Here is a 14,791-nt window from a genome sequence, read left to right as displayed (position 1 = left end):
AAATCATTACTTAAATGTGTTTTAAGACGTATAGAGATAAAAGCTTTACCCGTAATAAGTTAGTCTAAGTATCTGAATATCTTTTTGTTAAAGAATTATTTAAAATATTACTAATATATTTAGTTTTTAACACTATTTTACTCCAATGCACTCTTGTAAGCCTGCAAGCATCTCTCCCTTGCATACTTATGATCAACTATGGGATCGGGGTAATATTTAGTATCTATTTCGGGTATCCACTTATTGATATATTTTCTGTCTTTGTCGTACTTATCCGTCTGCGAATAGGGATTGAAAATCCGAAAATACGGTTGGGCGTCCACGCCGGTTCCGGCTGCCCATTGCCATCCACCGTTGTTACTGGCTAGCTCATAGTCTAGCAGTTTTTCAGCAAAATATGCTTCGCCCCAACGCCAGTCGATGAGCAAGTGTTTGGTAAGAAAACTTGCTACAATCATTCGAACTCTATTGTGCATGAAGCCAGTAGTATTCAGCTCTCTCATGCCTGCATCTACAATTGGATATCCGGTCTTTCCCTTCTTCCATTTTTCAAATTCTTCTTCATCATTTCGCCACTTTACATCGTCGTATTTTCTATTGAAATTCTGATCTACAACCTCCGGAAAATGCCATAAAATTGCCTGGTAAAAGTCTCGCCAAATCAGCTCATTGAGATACTTCTCATTGAGTGCTTTTGACTGCCTGACAAGCGAACGAATACTCACTGTTCCGAAGCGCAAGTGGAGGCTCATTCGGCTTGTTCCACGGATGGCTGGAATGTCTCTGGTTTCATCGTATTTTGCCACGACACTTTCATTCAAATTCCGGTCAGGAAATTCGATTTTCGTTTGCGTGAAACCTAACTTTTCAAGACTTGGAATTTGTTTCGGTTTTGACTGATTCCAGTGGTTTGTTTCAGCTGATTGGAATGCTGAAATATCATCATCTGTCAGTCTTGTTTTCCAGAGTCTGCTATATGGAGTGTACACGACATACGGATCGCCATTGTCTTTAACTACTTCATCCTTTTCGAAAATAACATGATCTTTTTGCCGCTTGAATCCAATGCCATTTTCATGAAGCAATTCGTAAACTTTGTGATCCCTTTCCCTGGCGTAAGGTTCATAATCATCGTTTGTCCAAACTGCTTTAATGTCATAATCACTGAGCAGCTCTTTCCATACCTGGATGGGTTTGCCAATGCGCACATCCAATGATCCTCCCTGCATTGTGATCTCATCTTGTAATCGTTGAATCTCCTGATGGATGAACTCAACGCGTGCATCTTTTTCCGGAAGATCTTCCAGAATGGTGGTGTCGAAAATGAAAACAGGCTGCACCGGAGATGTTTCCTGATGCGCATGGAATAGGCCCGCATTGTCTTCCAGTCTGAGGTCTCTTCTAAACCAGAATATGGTTACTGTTTCTTTATTCATTTTGATGTGTAGCTAATCAGGTTTTTGGCCATGTTTTTAAAAATAAATCCATGAAAAGGGAGTACTAAATACCAGTAAAGTCTACCCCACAATCCTAAAGGTCTGAATGTGGCTGTTTGTATGAATGTGTTTGTATTTCCCTGCTTTTTTATTTTAAATTCCAGCCACGCATCACCGGGTAATTTCATTTCTGCGAAGAGTAGCAAACGGCCTTCTTCTTTATTGGCATAGAGCACACGCCAGAAATCCAGCGCATCACCTCCTTTGAGATCATTAGGGCTTCTCCGGCCTCTTCTTAAGCCCACACCTCCAACCAACTTGTCGATGAAGCCTCGTACTTCCCACAGCCAGTTACCATAGTACCAGCCTCGATCTCCGCCAATCGCCCATACATTGTCAATTACTTCCTTGGGGTTTCTTTCGAAAGCACAGGTTTTGATGTCTTTGAAGCACCCATGCTTGGGAGCCTCCAGTTGTTGTAAAAAAGTCTGGTTGAAATTTGGGTCGGAGAAGGCGTCCTTCCAGCTGGACACGATTTGCTTTTGATCGATTTTTAAAAACGTTCGCTCCAACGATTCCTTATAGCTGAGTTTCTTGATTTTAACTACTGCATTAATGGATGCATCTCGGGCGATCACCTCATTTTTCATGCTGTCTACCAGGTTTCTTGCAAGCCGATACGATGTGGAGGTCACCAGGTAAAGCCATAAGGATGATAGTTTGATGGTTAAAACGGGTACCGTAAGGATAAAACGCCTCAGACCTCTGACTTCTGCAAACTGCAGGAGCATCTGTTTGTAAGTGAGGATATCCTTGCCTCCAATGTCAAACGTTCGATTGAGTGCTTTTTCATTTCCCAATACACCGATGAGATATTCCATTACATTGGCGATTCCTATCGGTTGACACCTGCTATTGAGCCATTTGGGAGCAATCATGATCGGTAGTTTTTCTACCAGATCGCGAATGATTTCGAAAGAGGCTCCTCCCGAGCCTATGATGATTGCTGAGCGAAGTACCGTAAGGGATACTTCTGATTTTTTCAGGATGGTCTCCACATTTTGTCGGGAGGACAGGTGATCAGAGAGTTGCTCATCGTTGGCAATGCCGCCCAGATAGATTACTTGTTTAGCCGTGCTGGCAATGATGTACGTGTTGAAATGTTCTGCGGTCTGAGCTTCCAGACTGCTGAATTCCTTGCTGTCTGAAGTAAGCGAATGGATGAGGTAGTAGGCAGCATCTATGTACTTGGGTAGTTTGGCTAGGCTCTCCGGGTTCAGGAAGTCACACTCGATCACTTCAACAGATTTTAAAAAATCCTCACTGAAATCTTCATAATCGAATCGACGACTATCTCGGACCGGGCAAACGACATGATGTCCGGCGTTGACCAGGTCAGGAAGCAATCGGCGGCCAATGTATCCGGTAGATCCTGTAAGTAATATTTTCATGGTTTAAAGCGGTCTAACTGCAGACATCCCACCATCCAGACCGATGATTTGTCCTGTCATCCAGCTGGATTCGTCCGATAGGAGAAAGGTAGCCAATCTTGCTACCTCTTTTGCGGTTCCTACCCTGTTTAATGGATGCCGCTTGCCGGAAGATTGTTTTTTCTCATCAGTGGATAGTATTCTGCCCGCCAGCGGAGTGTCTGTGATAGATGGAGCGATGCAGTTTACCCGGACATGAGGTGCCAGTTCAGCCGCCAGTGAGCGAGTGAGCCCTTCAAGAGCACCTTTGCTTGTCGCCACAGATGAGTGGAAGGGCATGCCCTGCTGTACTGCCACCGTACTAAAAAATAGGACGGATGAATTTTTGTTTTGCTTGAGTTGCTTGATTAGGGGCTGCAACGTTCTGATTGCGCCCATCACATTGAGTTCAAAATCTTCCAAGAAATCCTTGAGCTTCAATCCATGAAATGGCTTTAGATTGATCGTGCCGGGGCAATACGCATAGCCATCGATGGAGTCCAAATTGATTTCCGGACTTGATTCACTTCTCACATCGTATTCGATGTGGGTTACACTTGATAGAGATTCCAACTCACCTTTGCTTCTGGAAAGTACGGTGACATGATGCCCTTGTTCGGCCAGTTGCTTCGTTAGTCCGAATCCTATGCCAGAGCTACCTCCGACAACTATGTAATTTTTGGTCATGTGTTTATAACCAGTATTGCAATAGAAGGTTTGAATACAAAGGTTAATTCAGCGTAGACTTGAATTCGAGTCTGCCTAAACCTGTGATGATCACGATTTCCAATAAAAAATAAGACACGCCCAAAAGAGTCAGCTCATCAAAATACACAACCATCAAAATAAGGGTAGCGATGCAATACAGGAAGTTGGCAATGGCGATGGTTCGAAGGCGAACTTTTAGATCTACAGCGTTGATGAGGTAACAGGAAATGGAATAAATGAAAAAGAGCACGGCTATACCCGCAAGAATGCGAAGAATGTAAACAGGCATGCCGATAAGCTCCTGATAGGATACGAGCACAAATCCTAACAAGATTGCAGACAAAGCTGCACCTATGGCATCAATTAAAAAGAGTCTGCGAATGGTGAGGTTTTCAATGTTCATCGATAGCTATTTAGCGGTGAATTTAGCAAACCCAATTGTTTCGCTCTCACCGTTCATTCCACCCTTTGCCTTCAAAGATTTTAGCTTTTGCTTTTTCAATTCTTGAGGATCGTGTAGCTGACTGCTTGGCTTGTGAGAAGTGTAGGAGGTAGCTTCTTTGACGACCTGGAGTTAATGCTTCGAAAGCCGCTTTAAATTCCGGTTCTTCTTCAAACTTGGTTTCCAGTTCTTCAGGCATGGGAAACTCATCCGTCTTTTTCATTGCTACCTTTAGTCCGGCTCTTTCTACTTCTATTGCCTCATAGATGTAGGCTTTTATATGTGCACGCAGACTGCCAATATCCTTAGCATTTGTAAAGCGTATCTGTCTGGCAGATTGTACATTTTCTGTTTGCTGAACAAGAATATTTTCAGAGTCTTTGAGTAACGCACCTTTGTGAAAAAGCAGGGCGCAATAATCTTTAAAACCATGGATTAGGACAATGTTATTGCTCTTATAAGTATAGCATGGATGTCCCCACTTCAACTCTTCTGTCAGTTCACAATCCAATATAATCTGCCTTAACAGTTCATATTCCTTTTTCCATTGCGTATCCTTCTCAAAAAACCAGTTGACTTTTGGGTTCATTTATTATTGAGATTTACCATTTACATCTTTAATGAACTTAATCAATCCCTCAAAGTAGGTTTGTTGATCGTCATACATGGCCAGGTGACTGCCATTGGGGCAATGAAGGTATTGACCATTTTGTACACTCTTGGCAATCATTTTCATGTGCTCCGGATCCATGGTATCGTATGCTCCCCCGATGGATAGCGTAGGGACAGTGATGTTTGGTAGCTGATTAGTGATGTCCCAGTTTTCGAGTTTAGCTCCACCTTTGATCCCAAATTCACTGGGGCCTTGCATGGTCACATAAAGGTCATGATTGAGACCGGCAAATGCACGATTGACAGGGTTAGGCCACTCGGCCAGAGGCATTCGCAAGACATGTTCAGTATAATAATTGCTATAGAGTAGTTCAGCATATCTTGGATTACCATAATCACCTGCTTCCTCCAGCGCAATGACTTCAGCCAAAACAGCCGAATCCATCTGCGGTCCCAAAACCTCTGCCGCATACTTATTGTATTCAGGCACAGATGCCATCATATTGGAAATGATCAATCCTTTGAGGTTATCTTGATATTTGAGCGCATATTCCATGGCTAATATTCCTCCCCACGAACTACCTAATACATAAAAATTATCTTTATTCAGTCCGAGTGCCTTTCTTACCTGCTCTACTTCGTCTACATATCTGTCTACTGTCCAAAGGGAAGAATCATTGGGTTGGTCACTGTAAGCAGATTCCAGCTGATCATAGTAGTAATACTCAATGCCTGCTTTGGGTAGAAAGGAATCGAAACACTCAAAGTATTCGTGGGTAGCTCCCGGACCTCCATGCAGCAGTAGCAACTTCATGTCAGGATTATTTCCTACTCGCTTCGTGTACACCTGAAAAGTTCCTGCTTCAGTTTGAATGGGAATCATTTTCACTCCACCAGAGAATTCATCATCCCGGCCCGAGTAGTCAAGGTAATTGTTGGTGTTATTTGTTTCAGTTTGGTTTAGAGGTTGGCAACTGAATATCAGAAGACCAACCAGAAGGTAGATTAGTGATTTCATTGGTGATAAGAGATTATGGCCAATTAAGGTACGGCAATTAAACAGAAATGGCAATTCAGGCTTGTTTAATTCATCATTAGATTGGTTAGATATGTAGCATTGATGGCTTTTGACTTCTCAATCATCCTGCTAAGAGTGTGTGGATCGTTTTCAATTTTAGATCGGGTAATTTCTGCAATCACTTTAGCTTCAAATGAGAAATAGTTAGCTCGAGGGTTATCAAAGGCATTTATGTTTTCACGGGCTAATTCATGTTGACCTATTTGGAAAGCATAAGTAGCCAAAAGGGCACGACCAAGCATTTCATAAAATACTTCTCCTTCAGAAAGGAAATCTACCGCAGGTTTTAGAAGTTCTACTGCCTCATCTAGTTTGCCGATTTCACCAAGGTAGTGAGCATTGTAAATATCAAACACATACTTGTCCCGATCTTGCTGCTCGTTTGCGAATTCATATGCTTCTTTCAGTTTTTCACCGGCTTGATCCATTTTTTGCTGCGCTATGAGGGTTTCCGATAGGTTAGTAGCTGCTTCTATGATCGCATGTCTGTCACTATCCGCTTTTGCTTGGGATAGAGAATGGATGCCGTAAACTTCCGATAGTTCAAGTTCATTTTTTAGTCTATGCTGCCAGCATAAGTTCATTAACGTATACCAGCGACCATGAGTGTTTTCTTTTTTACCATAGAAGTCATTGGCCCATTTAGTGTAGTGGATGGCACTGTCCAGATTTACTAATCCGGATACCGTGGCGTCATACCCATAGTTATTGTAAACCATCGCTTTAGCATCATCATTGTCAAGCAGTTTTACTAGCTCAAGTTGCCTCTGTTGGTGGGTCATTGTTTCTTCAAATCCCATTCCCAGGCTGAAATATGACCAGCTTAGAATATTGTTGATTTTGTATTCAAGTTCAAGATTGTTGGTTTCTTTAGCCAGGGTAGATCCCTTTTCGCCGTATTCCCTGGCTTGTTGAAAGTTGCCATCCATAGCAGAAGCACGTGCAATATGATAGTGCATTTCGGTTTCTTCACTTGCTTCCTTTGCATCGTGAAAAATTTCAAGCGCAATTTTGGCTGTATCTATTGCTTCGGTGTAAGAGCGGTTTTTTATCAGATCAAGAGTTGTGCCTTTGAGTGAATGAGCTTTGTCAATCTCGCCTTTGGAGTTGCATGATACAATGACTATGGATAGGATAAGTAGTAAGTACTTCATGATATTATTTTAGCAATACTACGAATAGGAAATTAATAGGTTTTATCTACTCTTTGATTGAAGAATACTTGTTTGATGATTATTTCTATTTTTAATCGTAGGATAAGATTAAGTATGAAGCAGTTTGTTTGAATGCAATTGCTTAGAGATCATTGTTGTCACACAATGAATAACGGAAGACCAGGCTGCTTAAGCAAGCATTTTCATGAGATTCTCAATCTTTAAGGGCTTCTCTATAAAATCCGAGATAAGGTGATTTTTAACTGCCCTTTCGCGATCCTCCGGGTTCACCGAACTGCTTACCATGTAGACCTTGGTCTTACCCGCTATGCTCATGGATGAAAACCGATCCATGAAGTCCCATCCGGAAAGAGCTGGCATATTGATATCGAGTAGAATTACGTCGGGGTGTTCTTTTTCCAGATAATCCAAGGCTTCCAGTGCACTTTCCATAGCGATGATTTCATCCGCAAGCTCTAGTCTTGAGATCATCAATTTATGAACCAGATTGTTAGCAGGTTCATCATCTACGAGCAGTACAGATTTAGTCATCTCTTTTCCCTAAAGGTATTGTAAACCTAAATATTGTTCCGTTTTTCTCGGCAGGTTCCAGCCAAATTGAACCGTCAAGCAGTTCTACCAATTTTTTACAATGAGCAAGACCAATTCCTGATCCGTCATATTCAGAACGCTTATTTAGCCGCTGATAGATAACGAAAATTTTGTCTGAAAAAGCCTGGTCAATTCCAATCCCATTATCCTCAACAGAAAACTCACAATATTGATCTGCTTCTTTGCAACCTATCCTGATGACAGGATTTACTCCTTTTCGAGAAAATTTTAAGGCGTTTCCAATTAGGTTTTGAAAGATTGCTTTTAATTCAAACTTACCAGCCTGGACATGCATGAGTTTATCAACCTCGATGATGGCATTGCGTTCGTCAATTTCATTTTTCAGGTCAGTGAGTACTTCCTCAAGCACCACATTTGCATCTAGGGATTCTTTTTTCATATCCCTGCCTATTCTTGCGTATTCCAGCAAGCCTGTAACCATTTCTTGCATGCGAGATGATGCTGATTTGATGTGATTAAATATTTCAACCTTCTCAGCATTGCTGTCGTCAAAAAAAGCTTCTTGATAATATTCAATCAAGCTGGCCATGGATTTCAGGGGCTCTTGCAAATCATGAGCTGCAATGAAGGCAAACTGCTCCAGTTCGTTATTTTTAAATTCAAGCTCGGTCGAATGCCTTTTCAACGAATTCATGGCTTCAACTCTGGCAGTAATATCATTGTATGTTCCTAGAATTCCGATTACTTCTCCTTTAGCATCAACAAGTGGAACCTTGTTGGTTTCAAGCCATGATTCTTTTCCATCAGCCTGTTTTTGTGGTTCAATGATGCCGATTTCAGGTTTACCACTGCTCATTACTTTTTGATCAATCTTCACAAAAAAATCAGCCTCTTCTTTTTTCCATGCAAGGTCGTAATCAGTTTTCCCAATGATATCCTTGGTTGTTTCAACTCCCGCATCCTTCGCAAATTCCTCATTGCACCCCAGGTAAACGCTTTCTCTATTCTTCCAGAAAATGGCCGTTGGGATGCTTTTGAGAACAAGTTGAAGCATCTTGTCCGGAGGGATGGGAAATATCGTTTCTTCTTTTTGAGTGGACATAGATTAGGTTATTGGTCGTTTCGGTGAGAAAGGTTTTTCATTCACCAAATGAGTTGATCATTACAATTTGTGTAAATAAATCTAAAAAAATGAGGTGAGATATTTTTTTAGATAGACTAATGAAAACAAACGACAACCCCCTATAGTCAGGCATTTTACAAGTCACTTGGGCTACTAGGATTAAAAAATATTTCCCCATTTTTGATTGGTGGAGGAATTACTGGAAATACCCTGGCAGCTCATCTTAACATCATTTGAGATTTTTCTTGGATGTTTATTTGGGTTTGTGTTGGTACTAATGAAATTTCCTGCTGCACGACAATTGGGGAAATTAGTCTTAGCATATTCCTTTTTGTTGATCACACTATTAGAACCTTCCCTGATAGTAAGTCAGTGGCAGGTAGTTGCACTTATAGCTCTTTTCTTATATCTCTACACCCGAGCCTTTTTTTCTCAAAAGAGCCGTTTGAGTTTCTTTCATTTAATTCCGGTAGTAATATCTGTGGGCTTATTCCTGACACCACTATTGATTGATCGTATAGTAGGATCAGTCATTGTTGTCACTTATGGAATCTTATTGCTTCGACAAGTCGAAACAGAAACCAAACAGCGGGGCATTCAATGGTTTGTTAATCCGGGCAGTCGATTGTCATGGTTTCGCAATTTCATCACCCTGAATCTGATTGGTCTTTTGCTAATAATTTCAGGGTTTACAGATTTGTATTTTATAACCGGTCTGGTGCTTCTTGTTCTCCTATTTATCGTTTATCAAGCCTTTAAAGAATCGGATTTTTTGACTCCCATTCCGATAGGAAACAAGTACCAAAAGTCTACGCTTACTCCAGAAATCAAATCCTCCATTATTGGTAAGCTTGATAAGGTCATGAGAGAGGAGCGCTTTTATCGGAGAGATGATGCTTCACTCACCGCACTCGCTGAACTATTGGGTGTAACGAATCACCACCTTTCTCAGGTGCTAAATGACTCGTTGAAGATCAGTTTTCAGGACTTGATTGCTCGCTTTCGTGTGCGTGAAGCATGCATGCTTTTGCGAGATGAATCAAACGATCAGGTAAAAATTGAGAACATTGCTACCCAAGTGGGGTATAACTCCAAATCTGCCTTCAATACTGCCTTCAAACGCCGTACCGGACTAACTCCCTCTGAATACCGAGAGTCCAAAGGCGTTCTGATTTATGGGGAAGAACATCTGTCCGAAGGAAAAGAACCATCGAACGGTGGTCGGTCTTTTAGTTTGAATCATGTTTTTAAACTCAAAATAACAAGCGGCATGATTCAGCACTTTTTTAAAATCTTTAGCAGGAATGTAAAACGAAACGGACTGTTTTCCTTCCTTAATGTACTTGGCCTGACTGTTGGTTTTACCTGCAGTATCTTGATCTATTTATATGTTCAGGATGAATTGTCTTATGATCGATCCCTTCCTGATTCGGATCGTATATATCGGATCGCATGGATGTCTGACAACCCGCAAACCAGGACGCCACACCCAATGGCTCAGGCTATGGTTGCTGATTTTCCGGAGGTGGAAGCAGCTGTCACCCTTTCACCATGGTATGGGCCGGGTTTGAGTAGGGATAAGATTCGTGTGAAGAATGTAAAGACCAATGTTGTTTTTGAAGAGCCTGATTTCTATTTCGGTGATTCGACCTTTCTGGACATTTTCCAGTTAAAAGTGTTGGAAGGCGATGAAGATGCATTGAGCAAACCCTGGTCACTGGTGATATCAGAACCGATGGCTAAAAAGTATTTCGGTGATTCCAGTGCCATAGGACAAGAGCTTTCCATGAATGGAATGCTTACCGAAGTAAGTGCTGTGGTGGAGCCTATGCCGGAGCATTCTCATTTTCATTTCAATGCCATCATCCCATATGTTACCCTAAAACAAATCAACCCGGAAAGTAACTGGATGACCTGGGCGGATTTCGGGCATTTTAATTACATCAAACTAAAAGCAGGAGCTGACCCTGAAGAGTTGGAGGCGAAAATGCCTGAATGGGGTTTGGAATATATCCATGTAGACGATGCTATGAGAGAAATAATTCTTTCCATGGAAGAAAGATTCGAACTTCAGCCTATCAGTTCCATTCATTTGAACTCACACTTACGATGGGAACTTGAAAACAATGGCAACATCCTCTATATCTACATTCTGATGATCATCCTTGCTTTTTTGATTTTGATTGCCGCGATCAATTACACCAACCTGACCACTGCTAAGTCTGTGGAACGAGCCAAAGAAATAGGAGTGAGGAAGACCCTTGGTGCTACATCTAAGAAGCTATCCGGGCAGTTTTACATGGAGTCCATTGTGTTTGCTTTAATCGCTTTGGGTCTATCTCTTTTGCTGGCCATCCTGTTGCTTGAGGGCTTCAATAGTATTAGTGGAAAACAGTTTCAGGTTTCTGATATTTTCAATTCCTCTTTTTTAGTGAAGGCAGTTTTGATCGGCATGTCGGTGGGCTTGTTGGCAGGGTTCTATCCGGCAGTGGCTCTTTCTTCATTCAAACCCACGGAGGTATTGAAAGGGAAGCTCACGACAAGTTCCAGGGGTGTCCGATTGAGAAGTGCTTTGGTGGTTTTGCAGTTTACCATCTCTGCAATTTTGATCTGTGGTAGTTTGATTGTTTACAATCAAATCCAATTCATGAAAGACAAGGATCTTGGCTTTGATCAGGATGCTTTGATTTCACTCAATGTACCAATAAGTGTAGAGAAAGGTGGGGTAGATCTTGAAGCGCTAAGAACCACACAAACTCAGTTGGAAGGAATTAGTGGAGTGAAATTTACCACACTTGCTTCCAGTGTGCCAGGAGGTCAGTTCAATCAGCATGGTTATTTTCTTCGTGATCACCCTGAAAACAGAGTCGACGCTTCAGAGCTGATGGTAGATTATGGTATAGAGAAGGTGCTGGGATTGGAAGTGGTTAAAGGGCGAATCTTTGATAAGACTTTTAAAGGAGACTCTGTAGGAGGGGTGGTAATCAATGAGGCCTTTGCCAACCAATTAAATGTCGAGAATCCGGTTGGAAAAACACTAGTGCAGGATGCCAGTGGGAGAGAGTTTGAGTCTCAAATCATCGGAGTTATAAGAGACTTCCATTTTCAGTCACTTCATCAGGAAATTCAACCTTTGCTGCTTGCTGTACAGCCACTAGGCGCAGGTAATATTTTGGTAAAACTAGAAGGGCACCAGTTCGGACAGACGATCGAGCAAATTGAAACAGTGTACAATGCCAATATAGAAAGCGAACTGCCTTTTGAGTATCATTTTCTGGATGAAGAGCTGGCATCTCTATACGCTCAGGAAGAGCAAACACTCTCCATTTTTTCCATTTTCTCCATCATTGCTTTGATCTTGGCCAGTTTAGGTTTGTTGGGAATGGCGATTGCTATTCTTAATCAACGAATAAAAGAAGTGGGAATGCGGAAGATATTGGGGGCCTCATCCAGGCAAATCATGGGCATGATCCTTGGACAGTTTGTAAGATTAGTGGGGATAGCCCTTGTGATAGGTCTTCCACTTTCTTACCTCTTGATGCAAGGCTGGATGGCTGAGTTTTCTTACCGGGCCCCATTGGGAATTATGCCTTTTGTGGGAGCGATCCTTGTATTGGTTTGTGTGACCTTCTTCAGCGTAATATCCGCTGTTACGAAGATTTCAATGTCCAATCCGGTAGAAGCGCTGAGGTATGAATAGCATAATGTTCAGATTAATACCCATTAATCAGTCCTGAAGGTCAAACCTTGCCATTTTAATAGAAAGATTGTCTCCATGAAGAGCTGTCCAGGCAAAGTACAGCTGGTTGTTGTGGATTTCCATTTGTGGAAAACCGCTTCCCCTTGAGTCACTGGTTTCAGCAACTTTAACGGGTTCGGTCATGGTACCATCTTTTTTCACCATTCGGTAATTGATCGTGGATGACTCACCGCCATCTAGCCAACTAACTACGGCTGTGGTTTCATCCATCATTACAACATCCACACGCCCGATAGGGGAAGTGTCATCAACGATGAATGCCTTTTCAAAATCATCTCCATTAATTGCGAAAGCGACTTTTACTTTCGCTTCGCCATCGGCAGCTGTGAACCATGCACTGGCCATAGTATTTCCAGAGGCGGCTACACGTGGGCCATTTACCGGGCACCCTGCAATATTCCAGTTGTCTTGGGCCACAAGTTTAGGTTGGCTCCATCCGGTATCAGTTTTAGTTACGAATGCCATATCCCTCACCTCATTCACCGATCGATCTCGATAGACGATGATTGCGCCCTCAGGTGTCATAACCCCGCCGGTCTGGCAGCAGTCACATACTCGTTCGTCTAGCTCAATCTCTTCAGATAGGTTTCCTTGCATATCAATGACAGCAGACCTGATCGTCATGGCTCCACCACTTCCATGATCCCCGTGACCACCGCCACCTGTGTTGCGTCCATCGAGCCACGCCAGGAGGAAAGTGCCATCATTTTTAGGCAGCATCGTCACAAACCCATGCTCAGTTGGGGTGCCGTCTTTGTGTGGAATAATCGGGGCAGACCACTTTTGCGAACCTGTTGATTTCAAAACTACATTCACATCATACGAATAGGTGCCTGAAGAGCTTTTAGCCAGATAGTGAGCAATCTTGTTTCCAGACTGATCTACCGCCAGCATGGGGTAATCGGCCCAGTTCACAAACCAGTCATTTCCACTAGCGATCAACTCCGGATCAGTCCATTTTTCATCTGTAAATGCTGAATATTTAAAATCCACCTGATTGGAATCTCCCTTTTCTACCCATGAAACATAGAGATTGCCATCATCTCCCTTTATCAGGTGCGGAAGGGAAGCATTTGCTCCGGCAGGGCTTTTAAAATCAATATACTCAGTGGTATTTGTACAGCTCCATGTGAGGATTAGAGCTATCAGGGTGAGGAAATTTCGCATTATAGATAGGCTTTTAATTCTTCAATTTGTTTGGGTGTGTTCCATTCTCTAGCGCCTACCAACCGGTCTACAATTTCTCCATTTTTGACGATTATAGTAGTGGGCAATACATAAACACCGAGGGAGGAAAGGCTGCTTTTTAGCTGAACGAACTCCAGGTCATACTCTTTTTTTGCAATGAAATTCAGTTGACGATCTGTGGGTTCATCAGAAGCTAGCAACAATTTCATATTGCCCGGCAAAGCGTTTTTCATCTCGACCAGTGAAGGCATTTCTGCCACACAAGGTTTGCACCAGGTAGCCCATATATTCAGGATCAATATCTCTTCATTTAGCGCTGATAGGTTGATCGATTCTCCTTCAAGTTTGGCTAGCTTGATCTTGCTCTGGGTTTCTAAGCTTTCTATCGTCCCTTCTTCGGACCCTTCTTTCTTTAGCGGAGTGCAGGCAAAAAAAAGCAAGACCAGCACCGCTGATTTGAAATATCTCATTGAACAGTTATAGCTACATTTTCCAATTTAATCAAAGATAATTCAGTGAGCTGACCATCCATAAAAGCCTGGTCAATTTGGTCAAGGGGTACACTGTCTTTCACTTTTGGCTTTAGATTTCTATAATCCTGAATCGTGACTCCATTTACTTTTCTGCTATTGTAAGCCACTCTAAATCGAATGCCAGTACCTTCATCTTCTTCGTTGTAGCTATAAGCCAGATAGTCCATGCTGTAGTCTTCGGTATCAAACCAGTAGTAAAAGATGTCTTCAAAGTCTTCTCCGCCACCTTCCTGATCAAATGTAACTCGGATCTTGTGATAGTTTTTTCCATTGATTTCTATGATGCCCTCGTGGGACTTGTTTACTGCTGCGTCGTTTAGCCAGAGCGGGAGGAAGGCAAAGTAGATCACGGAATTGACAGAGCTGGTATAGGCTGCCCGTTTTTCGTCTGTTATATCATCAGTGTCACCGTTGATGGTGCGGACCAGTCCATCATTATTCAAATAGTCCTTCACCACATTGCCAGAGGTGTCTCTTTGGGTGCGAGTGTACAGATATTGTCCGTTTTGCCTCTCGTATGCATAGTCAATTTCTCTGAACTTGAAGCTCGCTACTGCATTTTTGAGTACTTCAGTGCCGGAGTACTGAATCGACAGATCTACCACTTCCTGGGCGGTGGGAGGAGGGGTGACGCAACCTGTCATCACCAAAAGGATAAATGTAATTTTTTTCATCTCACACCTGAACGTAAGCAGACCAATAAAAGGTTTGTCTT

Annotated in this window: 13 protein-coding genes; 1 reads left to right on the top strand and 12 read right to left on the bottom strand. The window is 42.3% G+C overall.

The window, feature by feature from the left end:
• Positions 1-137: 137 nt before the first annotated feature.
• The 9 genes from ACEQZT_RS01190 to ACEQZT_RS01150 all read right to left on the bottom strand — a co-directional run bounded on the left by ACEQZT_RS01190 (position 138) and on the right by ACEQZT_RS01150 (position 8,574).
• Positions 138-1,436 carry a deoxyribodipyrimidine photo-lyase gene (locus ACEQZT_RS01190; RefSeq protein WP_370086415.1) on the bottom strand — a complete coding sequence of 433 codons (1,299 nt, stop codon included), beginning with the start codon at positions 1,434-1,436 and terminating at the stop codon, positions 138-140.
• A complete protein-coding gene (locus tag ACEQZT_RS01185; RefSeq protein WP_370086413.1) occupies positions 1,433-2,887 on the bottom strand; it encodes an SDR family oxidoreductase in 1,455 nt (484 codons plus the stop codon). The genes ACEQZT_RS01190 and ACEQZT_RS01185 overlap by 4 nt, the downstream gene beginning before the upstream one ends.
• A gap of 3 nt (positions 2,888-2,890) precedes the next feature.
• Complete coding sequence (locus ACEQZT_RS01180; protein WP_370086411.1) at positions 2,891-3,592, bottom strand: SDR family NAD(P)-dependent oxidoreductase; 702 nt, start codon at positions 3,590-3,592, stop codon at positions 2,891-2,893.
• 43 nt (positions 3,593-3,635) lie between these two features.
• Positions 3,636-4,016 carry a hypothetical protein gene (locus tag ACEQZT_RS01175; RefSeq protein WP_370086409.1) on the bottom strand — a complete coding sequence of 127 codons (381 nt, stop codon included), beginning with the start codon at positions 4,014-4,016 and terminating at the stop codon, positions 3,636-3,638.
• Positions 4,017-4,062: 46 nt separating this feature from the next.
• Complete coding sequence (locus ACEQZT_RS01170) at positions 4,063-4,644, bottom strand: YdeI family protein (RefSeq protein ID WP_370086407.1); 582 nt, start codon at positions 4,642-4,644, stop codon at positions 4,063-4,065.
• A 3-nt stretch (positions 4,645-4,647) separates the two neighbouring features.
• Positions 4,648-5,685 (bottom strand): proline iminopeptidase-family hydrolase, encoded by a 1,038-nt coding sequence (locus ACEQZT_RS01165; RefSeq protein ID WP_370086405.1) that lies wholly within the window; start codon positions 5,683-5,685, stop codon positions 4,648-4,650.
• Positions 5,686-5,750: 65 nt separating this feature from the next.
• A complete protein-coding gene (locus ACEQZT_RS01160) occupies positions 5,751-6,899 on the bottom strand; it encodes a hypothetical protein (protein ID WP_370086403.1) in 1,149 nt (382 codons plus the stop codon).
• Between the two features lie 189 nt (positions 6,900-7,088).
• A complete protein-coding gene (locus ACEQZT_RS01155; protein ID WP_370086401.1) occupies positions 7,089-7,451 on the bottom strand; it encodes a response regulator in 363 nt (120 codons plus the stop codon).
• Positions 7,444-8,574, bottom strand: a complete 1,131-nt coding sequence (locus ACEQZT_RS01150; protein ID WP_370086400.1) for an ATP-binding protein — start codon at positions 8,572-8,574, stop codon at positions 7,444-7,446. Before ACEQZT_RS01150 ends, ACEQZT_RS01155 begins: the two co-directional genes overlap by 8 nt.
• 355 nt (positions 8,575-8,929) lie before the next feature.
• On the opposite strand from ACEQZT_RS01150, the gene ACEQZT_RS01145 reads away from it, so the two are divergent.
• A complete protein-coding gene (locus ACEQZT_RS01145; RefSeq protein ID WP_370086398.1) occupies positions 8,930-12,295 on the top strand; it encodes an ABC transporter permease in 3,366 nt (1,121 codons plus the stop codon).
• Positions 12,296-12,322: 27 nt separating this feature from the next.
• Here ACEQZT_RS01145 and ACEQZT_RS01140 read toward each other — a convergent pair whose 3' ends face one another.
• The 3 genes from ACEQZT_RS01140 to ACEQZT_RS01130 are packed head-to-tail and all read right to left on the bottom strand — an operon-like array spanning position 12,323 to position 14,750.
• On the bottom strand, positions 12,323-13,522 hold the full coding sequence (locus tag ACEQZT_RS01140) for an exo-alpha-sialidase (RefSeq protein WP_370086396.1): 1,200 nt from the start codon (positions 13,520-13,522) through the stop codon (positions 12,323-12,325).
• Positions 13,522-14,013 carry a TlpA family protein disulfide reductase gene (locus ACEQZT_RS01135; RefSeq protein ID WP_370086394.1) on the bottom strand — a complete coding sequence of 164 codons (492 nt, stop codon included), beginning with the start codon at positions 14,011-14,013 and terminating at the stop codon, positions 13,522-13,524. The genes ACEQZT_RS01140 and ACEQZT_RS01135 overlap by 1 nt, the downstream gene beginning before the upstream one ends.
• Complete coding sequence (locus tag ACEQZT_RS01130; RefSeq protein WP_370086392.1) at positions 14,010-14,750, bottom strand: DUF6503 family protein; 741 nt, start codon at positions 14,748-14,750, stop codon at positions 14,010-14,012. Before ACEQZT_RS01130 ends, ACEQZT_RS01135 begins: the two co-directional genes overlap by 4 nt.
• Between the last annotated feature and the right edge of the window lie 41 nt (positions 14,751-14,791).

Source organism: Ekhidna sp. (assembly GCF_964218185.1).
Taxonomy (GTDB): domain Bacteria; phylum Bacteroidota; class Bacteroidia; order Cytophagales; family Cyclobacteriaceae; genus Ekhidna.
Note: the sequence above shows the minus strand (reverse complement) of the source record. Positions and strands in the feature narration are given on the sequence as shown.

Excerpts from the sequence above, each read along its gene's own strand:
- ACEQZT_RS01190 (WP_370086415.1), bottom strand. The coding sequence starts at position 1,436 with ATGAATAAAGAAACAGTAACCATATTCTGGTTTAGAAGAGACCTCAGA.
- ACEQZT_RS01185 (WP_370086413.1), bottom strand. The coding sequence starts at position 2,887 with ATGAAAATATTACTTACAGGATCTACCGGATACATTGGCCGCCGATTG.
- ACEQZT_RS01180 (WP_370086411.1), bottom strand. The coding sequence starts at position 3,592 with ATGACCAAAAATTACATAGTTGTCGGAGGTAGCTCTGGCATAGGATTC.
- ACEQZT_RS01175 (WP_370086409.1), bottom strand. The coding sequence starts at position 4,016 with ATGAACATTGAAAACCTCACCATTCGCAGACTCTTTTTAATTGATGCC.
- ACEQZT_RS01170 (WP_370086407.1), bottom strand. The coding sequence starts at position 4,644 with ATGAACCCAAAAGTCAACTGGTTTTTTGAGAAGGATACGCAATGGAAA.
- ACEQZT_RS01165 (WP_370086405.1), bottom strand. The coding sequence starts at position 5,685 with ATGAAATCACTAATCTACCTTCTGGTTGGTCTTCTGATATTCAGTTGC.
- ACEQZT_RS01160 (WP_370086403.1), bottom strand. The coding sequence starts at position 6,899 with ATGAAGTACTTACTACTTATCCTATCCATAGTCATTGTATCATGCAAC.
- ACEQZT_RS01155 (WP_370086401.1), bottom strand. The coding sequence starts at position 7,451 with ATGACTAAATCTGTACTGCTCGTAGATGATGAACCTGCTAACAATCTG.
- ACEQZT_RS01150 (WP_370086400.1), bottom strand. The coding sequence starts at position 8,574 with ATGTCCACTCAAAAAGAAGAAACGATATTTCCCATCCCTCCGGACAAG.
- ACEQZT_RS01140 (WP_370086396.1), bottom strand. The coding sequence starts at position 13,522 with ATGCGAAATTTCCTCACCCTGATAGCTCTAATCCTCACATGGAGCTGT.
- ACEQZT_RS01135 (WP_370086394.1), bottom strand. The coding sequence starts at position 14,013 with ATGAGATATTTCAAATCAGCGGTGCTGGTCTTGCTTTTTTTTGCCTGC.
- ACEQZT_RS01130 (WP_370086392.1), bottom strand. The coding sequence starts at position 14,750 with ATGAAAAAAATTACATTTATCCTTTTGGTGATGACAGGTTGCGTCACC.